General features: G+C 68.8%; 10 protein-coding genes. All 10 read right to left on the minus strand.

From position 1 onward, the window contains the following. Positions 1–47: 47 nt before the first annotated feature. The 10 genes from WC326_02420 to WC326_02465 all read right to left on the minus strand — a co-directional run bounded on the left by WC326_02420 (position 48) and on the right by WC326_02465 (position 13167). Positions 48–2186, minus strand: a complete 2139-nt coding sequence (locus tag WC326_02420) for a S8 family serine peptidase (protein ID MFA7329906.1) — start codon at positions 2184–2186, stop codon at positions 48–50. Positions 2187–2376: 190 nt separating this feature from the next. Then, positions 2377–3042 carry an energy transducer TonB gene (locus WC326_02425; protein ID MFA7329907.1) on the minus strand — a complete coding sequence of 222 codons (666 nt, stop codon included), beginning with the start codon at positions 3040–3042 and terminating at the stop codon, positions 2377–2379. 5 nt (positions 3043–3047) lie between these two features. Then, positions 3048–3476, minus strand: a complete 429-nt coding sequence (locus WC326_02430) for a biopolymer transporter ExbD (GenBank protein MFA7329908.1) — start codon at positions 3474–3476, stop codon at positions 3048–3050. Positions 3477–3479: 3 nt separating this feature from the next. Further along, positions 3480–3914, minus strand: coding sequence for a biopolymer transporter ExbD (locus WC326_02435; protein MFA7329909.1), 435 nt, complete (start codon positions 3912–3914; stop codon positions 3480–3482). Positions 3915–3944: 30 nt separating this feature from the next. After that, positions 3945–4556 carry a MotA/TolQ/ExbB proton channel family protein gene (locus WC326_02440; GenBank protein ID MFA7329910.1) on the minus strand — a complete coding sequence of 204 codons (612 nt, stop codon included), beginning with the start codon at positions 4554–4556 and terminating at the stop codon, positions 3945–3947. 141 nt (positions 4557–4697) lie between these two features. Then, entirely contained in the window at positions 4698–6305 is a 1608-nt protein-coding gene (locus WC326_02445; GenBank protein MFA7329911.1) for a S41 family peptidase, read from the minus strand. A gap of 13 nt (positions 6306–6318) precedes the next feature. Then, positions 6319–7386, minus strand: coding sequence for a DNA-processing protein DprA (gene dprA / locus WC326_02450; GenBank protein MFA7329912.1), 1068 nt, complete (start codon positions 7384–7386; stop codon positions 6319–6321). Between the two features lie 168 nt (positions 7387–7554). Next, the gene (locus WC326_02455; protein ID MFA7329913.1) at positions 7555–10494 is read right to left on the minus strand and encodes a T9SS type A sorting domain-containing protein; all 2940 of its coding nucleotides are present in this window, start codon (positions 10492–10494) and stop codon (positions 7555–7557) included. Positions 10495–10813: 319 nt separating this feature from the next. Next, positions 10814–12652 (minus strand): HEAT repeat domain-containing protein, encoded by a 1839-nt coding sequence (locus WC326_02460; protein ID MFA7329914.1) that lies wholly within the window; start codon positions 12650–12652, stop codon positions 10814–10816. Further along, positions 12652–13167 (minus strand): hypothetical protein, encoded by a 516-nt coding sequence (locus WC326_02465; GenBank protein MFA7329915.1) that lies wholly within the window; start codon positions 13165–13167, stop codon positions 12652–12654. Before WC326_02465 ends, WC326_02460 begins: the two co-directional genes overlap by 1 nt. Positions 13168–13343 lie beyond the last annotated feature (176 nt).

The following is a 13343-nucleotide window of genomic DNA, read 5'->3' on the forward strand; positions in this document are numbered from 1 at the left end:
GGGATTGAGGCCGGAAGGCCGAACCCCGCGGCGGGGCCCGGCGGCGTTCAGGGGGCCAGATCCCCCGGGCGCAGTTCCAGGTCCGGCGGGTCGCTGCCCACGTTGAGCAGGATGGATTCCCACTCCACGACCTGGCTGGTGTCGCCGGTCACGCTGATCACCTGGCTGCTGGAGAAATCCACCGGCAGCAGGCTCAAGGTTTGCACCACCACGCTCAGGCGGGCCACGGTTCCGCTGGGCAGATCCAGACCCTGGCTGTCCCCCACCCGATCCAGCACCAAGTGGGCGCCGTCCAGGCGCGCGTCCAGCACGGTCACCTGGGGTGTGAAACCGCCGTCCTGCAGGACGGGCCCGGGCTCCGCGGCGATCAGCCGCAGGGCGCCCGCCGGCCAGCTCATGTCCAGGTCGATGCCGCGCACCGCCAGACCGCCGTCCAGCTCCACCTCCAGCAGCAGCGTGTCCCCCAGCGCCACCACCGAGCGCGTGGACTGGAAGCGCAGCTTGGCCACGGGCTCCAGGCCCGTCAACAGCAGCGACCAGTCCTGGGCCGCCTGCAGCGCGTCCGCCTGGATGCGCAGCTGGAAGTACTCGCCCGGGGCGGCGGGCTGCCAGTCGACGCGTTCCACGTTGTCCAGGTGGTTGCCGAGGGCCTGGGCGGGGCGATCCGGATGGGTCGGGTCCAGGGCCCAGGCCAGGCGCTCCTCCGGCCCGGTCAGGGAGTGCAGGCTGAGGTTCAGATCGTGGACCAGCCGCGGGCTGGGGTTGTCCAGGGCGGGCGGCTGCGGCACGGCCGGGTAGTCGGTCCAGGCCAGGGTGACCCGCACAGGGCCGCCCAGGGTCCGCATGTTGATCCACTTCTGGCTGTTGGCGGAGAGCCGGCCCTGGAGGATCCGCCGCCGGCGCGCGTTGTCGTCCAGCAGGAGATCCGCCGCGCTGCGGGCGTTCACCATGCCCCAGCCGGCCTGGTAGTCCGGCCCGGCGCCGGGCCCGACCTCGTCGGCCGTGTGCAGCAGCAGCCCGCGCAGGGTGGACGAGAGGGGTGCCTGGGGCGCGCCCGCCGGACCTGAATGGCCCAGCGCGTACAACTGGGACAACAAGGCCGCCGCGCCCGCCACGGTGGGGGCCGCCGCCGAGGTGCCGGAGAAGGCCGTGTAGTCCGAGTCCGCCGCCCGGGAGGTGGTGATCAGCGAGGTGCCGTTGGAGACCAGGTCGGGTTTGATCCGCCCGTCGTCGCTGGGCCCGTAGGACGTGAAGCTGGTGAGGACCACGCCTTCCGGATTGGTCCAGCCCAGGGGCAGATCCTCCACGGCCCCCACCACCAGGCCGTTCTTGAAGACGGCCTCCGGGGGCAGCGTGTCGAAGCCCGTGCCGCCGCCGTCGGGATCGCGGGGATCAAAGCTCTGCGTCCAGCTGCCGTTCTGGAAGACGAAGTGCGGGGTGGCCGGACCGGGACCGGTGTCCAGGCGGTGGTTGCCCGCCGAACGGACCATCAAGTAATGGGGCTCCAGCCAGGTCAGCTCGTCCATCAGGGCCGCGGTGGAGTTGTAGTAGCCGAAATCCGTGTCCTCGTGCGAGTCCAGGGCCGGGTCGCCGTACCAGTACCAGGTGGAGCCCACCAGACCCCAGCCCACGGCGGCGCCGTAGCTGTGGTTGGAGATCTGCAGCCCGGACCAGGCCGCGTTCTGCATCTCCGTCTGGTCGTCGTTCCAGTCCCAGCACTTGAGCTGCGCCGCGGGAGCCATCCCGCGCACCCCTGCGCCCAGACCCGTCGCCACCAGGATGCCCGCCACGGCCGTGGAGTGGGTGGCCACGCTGCTGGCGTCGTCCTGCTGCAGCACGCGGCCGACGTATTCCAGGTGGGTGGGCCGCGGGGCCCCGGCGTCCCACATGCCCAGGGTTTGGATGCCGGCCCCGGTCAACTGCGTGCCCGCCGAACCGCCGGGCCAGAGCTCGTCCAGACGCATGCTCTGCGCCGCCACCAGGGTGTGGGCTTCGTAGTAGACGGGCCGGTCGCGTTCGTTCAGCCCGGCCATGTACAAGCCGGGCTGCAGATTGAGCAGACCCGCCGGCCCGCTGCGCTCCGCCCGCAGGCGCTCCGCTTCCGGACCCTGGCGCAGGGTGGGCGTCAGGGCCGCCCAAGGGCTGCCAGTCGCCAGCATGGTGAGGATCAGCAAGCCGATGCGCATGTGGTGGCTTTCGAGCAACGCTGTGTGTGGGCTGCCGGCGGAGAGTCCGCCCGCGGCATGTCCAATTCGACCGGCCCCAAACTAGGAAAGACCGCGCGGAGCCCGGCAGCCCTTCGCTATTCACTTTCCAAAGCGAGCAAAACGCAAACGGGCCGCCAAGGCGACCCGTTCACATGATCGAAGAAGCGGATCAGTTGCCGGTCAGCTCGAACTTGATGACCTGCTGCATGCGCACGGCCACGGCCTTGTCACGCTGGCGGCCCGGCTTGAACTTCATCTTGCGCAGGGCCTCGATGGCCGCGTCGCCGAAACCCAGGCCTTCCGGACGCTCGCCCTGGATGACGAAATCCCGCGGGCTGCCGTCCGGACCCACCACGAAGACGATCTGGGCCAGGCCTTCCACGGAGGCGCGCTGGGCCATCTCGGGGTACTTGACGGCCTTGTAGAGGGCCGCGGTGCCGCCGATCAGCTCGGGCTGCTCCTCCACGGCGAAGAACTCCACGATCTCGCCTTCACCGGCGCCGGCGGGCGAGGGCGGGGGCGGGGGCGGGGCGATGTCCCAGTTGTCGTCGTCGGCGAAATCGATGGCCTCGTCGTCCGAAACCTCCTCGTCCTCCGCGGCGATGGTGAAGGTGGGACGGCTGGGCTTGGGCACGGTCTTCTGTTGCACCGTACGCTCGATCTCCTCCACCTGGATCTCCTCGGGCACGTACTCCCGCACCTTGACATCCGTGGAGAGCTGCTTGGAGATGATGAACATCAGCAGGAAGATGGTGATGGCGATGGCCAGCCCCAGCTCCGTGAGCATGGGCAGCTTGCGCCGGATGTCCATCTCGGGGTTGCGTTCTGCATACATGGCACTCACCCCTGATCCTTGAAGCGCGTCGTGTAATTGATGCGCAAGGCATAGGCCTTGCGGCACTGCTGCTGCACATCGGTGACGATCTTCATGCGGCAGTCGCGGTCGGCCTTGAGGCTGATCACGGTCTTGGGATTGGCGGTCCGGCGCTCGTAGAGGATGGGCACCAGGTCGGCCACAGTCTCCTCGTTGTAGAGCTGGTCATCCAGGACGATCTGCCCGCGCTTGTCGATCCAGACGTAGGCGATGTCCCGCTTGCCCACTTCGATCTTGGCCGTGGTCTTGGCCTCGGGCACGATGACGGGCAAGCCGTCGAACTGCTTGAAGCTGGTCACCACCATGAAGAAGATCAACAGGGTGAAGATGATGTCCGGCAGCGAGGCCGACGGAATGGTGGTGATGTAGGGCGCAGGGCGCTTGAGTTGAGGCATGGCCTATTCCTCCGGCTCGGCGATGGAAATCTTGCTGGCGCCGGCGGCCTTCACCTGGTCCAGGACGAACATGTAGTCGTCGTAGAGAGTCCCGCCCTGGGTCTTGATGGAGACGATCTTGATGTACTTGCCCTCGGCGTCCTTGCCCTTCTCCTCCAGGCTGGTGCGGATGCGGTTGAGCAGCTCGCCGCGGTTGGCGAGGATCTCCGCGTCCACCATGATGTCGCCGGTTTCGGCGATGAGGATGTTGAGGACCATGTCCTTCTTCAGCTTGACCGTCTCGGTGCCCTCGGAGAACTCAGGCAGCGTCAGGGACACGCCCTTGTCCGAGGTGATCGTGGTGGTCACCAGAAAGAAGATGATGAGGGTGAAAATGATGTCGGGCAGAGACGCCGTCGGAATCTCGGCCTCGTACTTGGTGCCGCGTTTTAACGCCATGGTGAACCTCGAATTGGCGAGCGGAGCGGACTACTTGCGTTCCTGCTCGATCAGGCTCTCCACGAGCTGCACGGAGGCTTCCTCCATGTCCACCACCAGGGCCTGGATCTTGGCCGTGAAAATGGCGAAGAAGAACTGGGCGATCATGGCCGAGATCAGGCCGAAGATCGTCGTCAGCAGGGCTTCGGCGATACCCGTGGCCACGATGGACGGGCTGATGTCGTTGGCCTTGGCGATTTCCTCGAAGGCGCTCATCATGCCCGACACCGTGCCCGTGAAGCCGAACATGGGGGCCAGACCGATGGCCGTGCTCAGCCAGACCAGGCCGCGCTCCAGCAGGGCCAGCTCCGTCGAGGCGGCGTTGACGATGGCCTTCTCCACGGCTTCCACGCCCCGGTCCACGCGGATCAGGCCGGCATGCATGATGGAGGCCACGGGGCCGCGGGTGCTGGCGCAAATCTCAGCCGCCTTCTCCGCGCCACCCTCCTTCAGGGCCTCCTGAATGCGCACCATGAACTTCTTGGTGTTCTGGGAAGCCATGAAGAGCTGCACCGACTTGACCACGATCATCATGATGGCGAAGATCGTGATGACCAGAATGGGGTGCATGAACACGCCGCCATCGACATAGTACTTGAGCATGGGAATGCGTCCTCCGCCTAGGGTTGTCCTCGGGATCGGGCGTGGGCCTGCGGTCCGACGAGGTTGTTAAAGCTGCACGAACCTACTGAACGCCTTTTCCAAAGTCAACGCGGGCACTGCCCAAGCGGGCTCGCACGCGGTTCAACGTCCGGCTTTCCGCGTGGCCAACTGCTGGATGCGCTCGGCCTCCGGGAAGAGCAGCAGGGCCTCGGCCACCGCGGGATCCATGGCCAGGTCCACGCGCAGCGAGGGATCCCGCCCGAACACCACCCGGGCCACCTCACGCTTCAGGTAGCCGCGGATCCAGACCAGGTCCTGGCGCCACTGCTCCTCGTTGAAGCTGACTTTGTCGCCCACGAAGCGCACGAACTCGGCCAGCAGCGCCTCGTCGGGCTGCCAGTCGCGCAGGAAGGCCTCCTGCCCCAGGGCTTCCAGGCGCTGCCGCAGAGGCCCGGTGGTGGCGGCGTGGTTGGCGAAGTCGAAGAAGGACTGCTGGGTGCGCAGCCGGCTGGTGTACTGGGTCAGGCGCCCGCTGCGGATCCGCACGTCCGGCGTGATGCCGCCGCCACCGTAGACCTTGCGCCCGGCCCGGGTGCGGAAAACCGGCTTGGCGGCCGTGGTGTCCGCGAAGAGGTTGGGATCCTCCTCGTCCATAGCCTCCTCATAATAGACGGCCAGGCCCTTGTCGTAGGGCCGCTGGATCAGCCGGTGGCTGGGCGTGTAGTAGCGGGCGATGGTCAGCCGCACGGCCGAGGAGTCCCGCATCTCCAGCTGGCGCTGGACCAGACCCTTGCCGAAGCTGGTCTGGCCGGCGACCAGCCCGCGGTCGTGGTCCTGGATGGCGCCCGCCACGATCTCGCTGGCGGAGGCCGAGCCCTGGTTGATCAGCACGATCAGCGGCAGGGGCGGCAGGTCGTCCTCGGACGTGGACTTGAGCACGCTGCCGAACTCCGGCAGGCGGCCCTCGGTGGAGACGATCACCAGCCCGCCGGGCAGGAAGAGGTCGGCGATCTTCTGGGCCTGTTCCAGGTAGCCGCCCGAATTGTTGCGCAGATCGAGGATGACCTTCTTCATGCCCTGTTTGCTCAGGGTCTCCATCGCCTCGCGGATCTCGTCCGCCGAGGTGGCCATGAAGCGATTCAGCCGCAGGTAGCCCACCTCCCCGTTCAGCATGAAGACGGACTCCACACTGTAGATGGGGATCTTCTCCCGCGTGATGCGGAAGGTCAGGGGCTCCTCCAGCCCGGCCCGGCGCACCTTGATGGCCACCTGGGTCCCGCCCTTGCCCTTGAGCTTGCGTTGCACGTCCTCGTTGGTGATGCCGTAGGTGGCCTTGCCGTCGATCTCGATGATCACGTCGCCCGGGCTCAGGCCCAGCCGGTCGGAGGGCGTGCCGGGAATGGCCGAGACGACGGTAAGCAGCTTGTCGCGGATCTGGAAGTAGATCCCGATCCCCTCGAACTCGCCCTGGAATTCCTCGTTGATCTCGCGCAGCTCGGAGGCCGGGATGTAGTTGGAGTGCGGATCCAGCTCGTCCAGCATGCCGCGGATGGCGCCGTCCACGATGCGGTCCATCTCCGCTTCTTCCACGTAGAAATCGCGGATGATCTCCATCACGGCGTTGAGCTTGCCCAGGCCTTCGATGGGGCTGCGCACGGAGGCGTGCGGATCACGGCGACTCAGGATCAGCAACATGCCCAGCAACAGAAGGCCGGGCACCAGCCAGAGGAGGGAACCGATTTTTTTCATGCGGGCAATCTACTCAGGCCCCCGTCCAGTTGCAACGAGCCCAGCGGTCGCCGGGCAGGGCGCGCAGCCAGCCGGCCAGCTCGGCCTCCAGCAGCCGGGTGGCCAGGGGCCCGCTGGCCAGCCCCAGGCGCGCGCCCAGTTCGTCCCGACAGAGGGGTCGCTCCAGCAGCTCCCAGAGCTCGCGGTCGCCCTCTCCGGCGGACGGGGCGATGGAGGGTTCCGGCAGACGGGGAGGCAGGGGCGCCAGGATCAGAGGCAGAGCGGACAGTTCTTCCAACAGGTCGTCCAGCGTGGCGGTGAGGCGCGCCCCCTGGCGGATCAGCTTGTGGCAGCCGGCGTAGAGGGGCTCGTCCCAGGGGCCGGGGCAGACCAGCACCTCGCGGCCCTCCTCCACGGCGTGGTGGGCCGTGGAGAGCGCGCCGGAGCGGGCGGGGGCCTGGGCCACCAGCACGGCCCGGCAGAGCCCGGCGATCACGCGGTTGCGGCGGGGAAAGCGCCAGGTCTCCGGGCCGGTCCAGGGCGGCCACTCGCTCAGCAGCAGCCCCTGCTCCCCCAGTTCGCGGAACAGCTCCCGGTGCTCGGCGGGGTAGGGCCGGTCGAAGCCGGCGCCCAGCACGGCCACGGTCTGCGCAGACCCCGCCCGGCGATGGGCCTGGCCGTCGATGCCCGCGGCGCCGCCGGAGACCACCACCAGGCCCAGCCGCGCCAGGGCCTCGGCGGCCCGGGCCGTCCAGCGCAGCCCGCGCTCGTCCGGCCGGCGCGTGCCCACGATGGCCACGGCCTCGCGCTGCGCCAGTTCCAGCCGGCCTTTGCAGAACAGAGGATCCGGCGGCGCGGCCATGGCGCCCAGCAGGGGCGGGTAGGCCGCGTCCCCGGGCCGGACCAGCGCCAGCGAGCCGCGGCCCAGTTCCTCGGCCAGCGCCTCCCAGTTGGCCCGCCGGGGACCCCGGGGATCCAGTTCCCGCTCCAGCCAATCCGCGGCCCCCGGGCCCGCCAGCGGCAGGGCGCCCTGGCCCGGACGCGGCCGCCGGCCCCGGGTGAATTCTTCGCTGCACAGCCGCGCCAATTCCTCCGCCCTCACGTGCCCTCCGATTCCAGAAGGCCCCCCAACCCTCTCCAGCCGCCGCGCGTTCCAGCCTGCCGCCCGCCACGCGCACCGGCGGCGCCCTCTGTCCAGCCCGCTTGCCGGGGACACGAAAAAGGCCGGCCCCCGCGGGAGCCGGCCCCATGCTCGACGACTGTCGCGCGGCTATTTCACCAGCAGCAGGCGCGTGCTCTGCTGTTCGCCCTGGAAGCGGGCCCGGGCCACATAGAATCCGCTGGCCCAGGCGGAGCCGTCCACCTGCAGGCCGTAGACGCCCGGTTCCAGCCGATCGTGGACCAGCACGGCCACCTGGCGGCCCAGCAGGTCGTAGATCCGCAAATCCAGCACGCCCGGCCGGTCCAGTTCCACTTCCAGCCGCGAGAAGGGATTGAAAGGATTGGGATAGGCCGGCTTCAGGCGGAAGGTCCCGGGCAGCAGCGTGAGGCCGGGTTCCTCGCCGGGCAGATCGTTCACCGCCGTGTACTCGCTTTCCAGCGCCAGCGGACCGCCCGTCCAGCCGATGTCGCAGCGGCTGGCGTCGAAGGCGTCGTTCCAGAGGCCGGAGGGATCGCCGGCGTCGATGAGCGGGCTGTCGGCGAAGAGCCGGTAGCCGTTTTGCTCGTCCACGCCCGCGCTGTCCGCGCCCGCCCGGATGTGACTCAGCAGCAGCGTGCTGTCGTTGATGGCCGTCTGGAAGGAGAGGTTCTGGTAGCCGCCCTCCCCGGGCAGCCAGGCGTTGCGGCAGTCGTACCAGTTCCACTCGGCGCGCACCCGGCTGGCCTCATCCAGCCAGATGGCGTGGGTGGGGGAGGCGGCGTAGGCTTCCAGCTGGGAGTCCGTGAGGTAGTCGCCGTAGTGCGTGCCGCGCCACTGGAACAGGTTGTTGCGGATCTCCAGGGCGGAATTGAAGGCGTGGACGCGCCCGAAGCCCAGTTGGCTGTAGGTGGGCCAGAGGTAGCTGCCGAACGAGGAGAGGGTCTTCACCCAGACGAAGCTGTTGTTGGCAATCCGGGCGTCGGCGTCCACCGCGGTCACGCCGACGATGGGATTGACGAACAGATTGTTCTGGATCACGTGGCCCGCGGAACCCGCCAGGTAGATGCTCGAGCTGCCCAGTTGCAGGCTGTCGGCGGGCGGATGGAACACGCAGTGACGGATCTCCACGGGCGTGTTGACGGCCAGAACGCCCAGCCGCACGCGCGTGAAGGAGCAGCTGTCGATCGGCACGGGTTCCGTCTGGTCCAGGTGCTCCAACTGCACGGCGGTGGAGAAACCCTCGAACTCCACGTGGGACAAGCCGCTGAGCCGGCCCCCCTGCTGGACGCGCAGGAAGGGCGGCCGCAGATCCTGGCCCGAACGCTGGGTGGCCAGGCAGCGGAAGACGATCGGCGCTTCCGCGCTGCCTTCCAGCAGCAGCTCGCCTTCCACGTCCAGCAGCCAGTCCCCACTCTCCAGATCGCCGGCCACCAACTGGCTGCCGGCCTCCAGGCGCAGAGTCTGCCCGGCGGGCACGCGCAGGGGGCCGGTCAGGAAGACAGCGCCCGTGGCCGCGCCGATCACGCCCGAGACGTCGCCGGAGAGCAGCGTGTAGCGCGGGTGGATCACATAGTGCAGGCTGTCGTGGGCCACGCCGTCGGAGAAGCGCAGATCCAGCACCAGGGCCGTGGTGTCCAGGACGAATTCGCGCTGGAACTGGCTGACGAACTGCGTGGGCTCCGCCACGCCGTTCACCCAGACATCCAGCTGGTAGATCTGCAGGCCGCCCAGCAGGGCGGCGTCCTGGTCCTCCACGCGCAGCTGCACCAGGGTGGAGGTGCCGGTGGACAGGCTCTCCACGATCACGTCGCGCTGATCCAGGCAGTCCCCGCCGTCGCAGGGGGAGACCAGGCTGAGCTGCGGCGGGTGGTTTTCCAGGAACAGCAGGTTGACTTCCAGGCTGTCGCGGTAGACGATCTCGTTGGCCAGGTTTTGGCCGTGGATCCAGAAACGGTGGACGCCCAGCTGCTGCTGGCTGACCGGCCAGCTCAGCGCCGCCCGGCTGCGACCCAGCGTGTAGATCGCCATGCCCTCCGGGGCGCCCACCAGGCTCCAGTCGGGCGCCGGATAGGACTGGATCTCGAACAGGGCGAGAAAGTTGTAGCCCTGCACCCAGGTGGACGGGGAGGGCGCGCTCAGGATGCGCAGGGGCGTCTCGATGCCGCGCACCCACCAGATGCCGATGTCGGAGACGGTTTCGTCCGGGTCGAGGATGGCGGGGTCGCCGCCGTCCACCAAGGGCGAAATCTCCGGATCCGGATGGTAGGGCCGATCGGCCAGGAAGAGCGGGTCCGCCACCAGGTTGGTGGAGTCCGGCAGGTGATACGTGTACTGCGAGTCCCCCGTATTGTTGGAGAGCAGGAACTCGCTCCACCAAGCGCCCACGCCCGGATAGAACAGGTTGTAGTGGACGACCGAGACCGGGTCCACCAGCGGGTTGTAGAAGTTGATGGCCTTGGCGCTGGGGTAGGCCTCGTGGGGCATCAGCACGCAGTTGACCACCTCCGCCAGACAGCTGGAGGCGTAGACCGACACGTTGCGCTGGTCGTCGAACACGCAGTTCTCGAAGCGCGTGGACGAGGGCGCGAACAGCACGGCGCCGAAGCTGCCGTCGGTGATCAAGGTTCGCCGGACGACAAGCGAATAGGGCTGGCCCCAGGCTGCCACCTTGTTGCTGTTGAGCGTGGTGTTGGAGCCGTTCAAGTGGGCGTACTGGATGACGGAGGTGCTGGAGTCCCCGGCCAGCGGACGGAACAGGATGCCCGGCCAACTGAACTGGCTGTCGGGCTGGCCCGTGAAGACCACCAGGCTGTCCTGGTTGCCTTCGACGATCAGCGTGCCCTGGATCATCAGGGAACCCAGGCCCAGGGTGTCGGCCTTGAAGAGCAGCGTGTCGCCCGGGCCGGCGAACAGGGTGTCGCCGGGCAGCACGACGGAGCGCTGGTTCACCCAGAAGGGGCCGCTGAACTCCGACAACCGGTAGGCGTGGCCCGTGGCCGGACGCAGGGTGTCGGGCAGGACGGTCTGGGCCCCGGCCATGGAAACCAGCCAGAGCAGACCCGCCAGCAACCAAAAACCCCGCCACGCGACGCGCGGTCGCGCCGGGGCAGGGTGCGAAATCCGTTGATCGGCGGTGGCCGGTGAAGCCGCGGACATCCCGCTCAGCCTGCCGGCGGTGCGCATTGCGTGCATGGAGACCCAGCCTTTCCACTTGCGGACATTCCCCGCCGGCGCCGGGAGCGGCGTCCCGAAGCCGGTTTGAAGTAGGAATTGACAGCGGGACCTCCAAGCCGCCCGTCGGAGCTGGCCCTCAGGTCCAAGCCCGCCGGATGGCCGGACAGCCGCAGTCCTCTCCCTTTTCGGAATCCAAATGGTTCGACTTCAGGTCCTAGGCCAGCAATCGATGCACACTCCTCAGTAGCGCGTCGTGGACACGGGTGCCCGGCGCTTCCTTCTTCAATTGACGCTGGAGGGCCGGCACGGCCCCCGGGTCTCCCAACTCGCCCAGCAGGCGGGCCGCCCGCAGGCGGATGAACTCGCGCTCCTCGTCCAGCAGGCGCACCAGCGGCTTGACGGCCTTGGCCGGGAAGTTGCGCAGGGCCGTCTCGCAGGCTTCGCGCACGCTCCAGACCTCGTCCAGCAGGCCCTCGATCAGGGCGGGCACGGCTTTGTCGTTCACCAGCCGGGCCAGGACGCGCACCGCCTCCACCCGGACGCCCGGCGCGTTGTCCTGCAGGGCGGCGTGGGCCGTCCGGTACAGCAGGCCCTTGTCCACATTCAGGCCGCCCAGCACCTGCAGGGCCGTCCGGCGCACGAAATAGCGCGGATCGTTGCCCGCGGTGCGGGCCAGGGCCCGGCCCACCTCGGGCGTGGAAAAGCGCGCCAGCGAGCGCACGGCGCGGTTGCGCACATAATACGACGGATGATCCAGACTCGGAATCAAGTCTTCCGCATGTTCGACCCCCGCCACCTGACCCAGGACGGCCAGCAGGCAGTAGCGCTCCCAGGAGGCGCAGCCCAGCTGGAACAGGGCCTGGTTGGCCGTGCGCCGCAGCAGCAGGCCGTCTTCGCCCATGGACCCGCCGCGCAAATCCTTGATGAACGGCACGGCGGCGTGGTTGCCCGTCTCGCCGATCACGCGCAGCAGGCGCAGCTGGCCTTCCTGGCTGGGCTCGCGCTGCAGCTGGACCAGCAGGGGCTGGACATCCGGCGCGGCGACCTTGAGCCCCGGCAGCAACTGGTCGGTGATGGCCGGACCATAGGCCACCAGGGCCTGGATGGTGGCCTGGCGCACCCGGTAGTAGCTGGAGCGCAGACCCGCCCGCAGGGCCGGCAGGGCCTCGGGCAGGCGCAGGTGTCCCAGCACGCGGATGCAGCGCACGCGCAGGCGCGTGCAGTCCTCGTGCTGCAGCAGCTCGAGAATGGGCGGCAGGGACTCGGCGCCCAGCTGCAGCAGGGATTGTTCGGCAGCCTCGCAGACCTCGTTCTGCTGCACGGCCAGCATGCGCACCAGGGTCCGCGCGGCGTCGCGTCCGCCCAGCAGGCCGAGGGCTTCCGCCACGGCGCGGCGCACGCGGCGGTCGTCGCTGCGCGACAGCTCGATCAGGCGGACCAGGCTGTGGCGGTCGCCCAGCAGGCCCAGCACGCGCACCACGCCCGCCAGCATGGCCGGCGAGGGCTCGTTCAGAGCCTCGCGCAGGGCGGGCAAGGCCCGGCTGCCGTGGCGGCAGAGGTTGCGGATCACCAGCGGCCGGAGGGTCTCGTTCTCCAGGAAGAGCAGGTGGATCAGCGTGTCCACCGCATCCCCGTCGTCCTCGTCCTCGCCCAGCCGATCCACGGCCTCGGCCAGCACCTTGCGCGCCTCGTTGCGCACCAGCCAGTCCTCGTCCAGCAGCATGCGGGTCAGGGGGATGATGTCGCGCGTGTCGGCCAGCCGGCCCAGGGTGGACACCGCCGCCCAGCGCAGGTTGGCGTCCGGGGAGCCCAGGATGCGCGGCTTCAGTACTTCGTCGTGGAAGCCCCGCAGTTGCAGGCGGCCGATCACCACCACGGCGGCGTGCCGCACGTCGTCGGAGGGATCGCCCAGGGTGGCTTCAAGCAGGGGGGCGGCCGACCCGGAATCCGCGTCGGAAAGTCCCAGCACGGCGCGCCGCCGCTCCCGCCAGTCCTGGGACTGCAGGGAACGCTTCAGCGCGGCCGGCACACGGCCTGTGGAATTGGGACTCATCACAGCCTCTCGATGAAGCCTTCCACCACGCCGTCGGAGTGGATGGCGGTGATCTCGTAATCGCACTCGATGCCGGCCAGCAGTTTCACCGCGGCGCGGAAGGCGCCCAGCCGGGCGTTGGTCATCTCGCGCACGGACTGGCCGGGAATGCGCAGCTCGCGGTAGGTCTGGGAGTAGATGTCCCGGTAGATGGTCACTTCCACCTTGTTGGGGCTGATCTCCTTCAGGCGGAAGTCCGACGAGTCGCGGAACACGCCCGCCTTCAGGCCGACGTCCACGTAGCCGCGCAGGGCCTCCATCATCGAGCCGTGCCGCGGAAAGACGAAGTCGTACTCCTGCTCCATCAGTGCGATCCAGTTGGCCGTGGCGTGTTCGTAGGCCCGGTCCAGGAACATCTTGGGCCAGTTGCCATGGAAGTCGCGGGCCGTCTCCTCCAGGGCGCCCAGCCAGACGCGGGCCAGGATCCAGCCGGTCTCGGGCAGGCCGGGGGTGCCGGGGTTCTGCGGGCGGTTCATCGGGCACACTCCTCTGCTTCCAGCAATCCCATGCCGGCCAGCAGCCGGCGCACGGCCTGCTGGTTGACGGCGACCTTGAGGCGGTTGTTGAAGCGGGCCGTCAGCGTGGCCAGGTCGCCGGAACGCGTCTCGGCCCAGAGCAGGACCAGTTCCCGCCGCTCCTCCACGCCCAGCGC

It is taken from the genome of Candidatus Delongbacteria bacterium (assembly GCA_041675285.1).
Lineage (GTDB): Bacteria > CAIWAD01 > CAIWAD01 > CAIWAD01 > CAIWAD01 > CAIWAD01.

Coding starts and splice junctions, on each gene's coding strand:
- WC326_02420 (MFA7329906.1), bottom strand. CDS start 2,186: ATGCGCATCGGCTTGCTGATCCTCACCATGCTGGCGACTGGCAGCCCT.
- WC326_02465 (MFA7329915.1), bottom strand. CDS start 13,167: ATGAACCGCCCGCAGAACCCCGGCACCCCCGGCCTGCCCGAGACCGGC.
- WC326_02445 (MFA7329911.1), bottom strand. CDS start 6,305: ATGAAAAAAATCGGTTCCCTCCTCTGGCTGGTGCCCGGCCTTCTGTTG.
- WC326_02425 (MFA7329907.1), bottom strand. CDS start 3,042: ATGTATGCAGAACGCAACCCCGAGATGGACATCCGGCGCAAGCTGCCC.
- WC326_02435 (MFA7329909.1), bottom strand. CDS start 3,914: ATGGCGTTAAAACGCGGCACCAAGTACGAGGCCGAGATTCCGACGGCG.
- WC326_02460 (MFA7329914.1), bottom strand. CDS start 12,652: ATGAGTCCCAATTCCACAGGCCGTGTGCCGGCCGCGCTGAAGCGTTCC.
- WC326_02440 (MFA7329910.1), bottom strand. CDS start 4,556: ATGCTCAAGTACTATGTCGATGGCGGCGTGTTCATGCACCCCATTCTG.
- WC326_02430 (MFA7329908.1), bottom strand. CDS start 3,476: ATGCCTCAACTCAAGCGCCCTGCGCCCTACATCACCACCATTCCGTCG.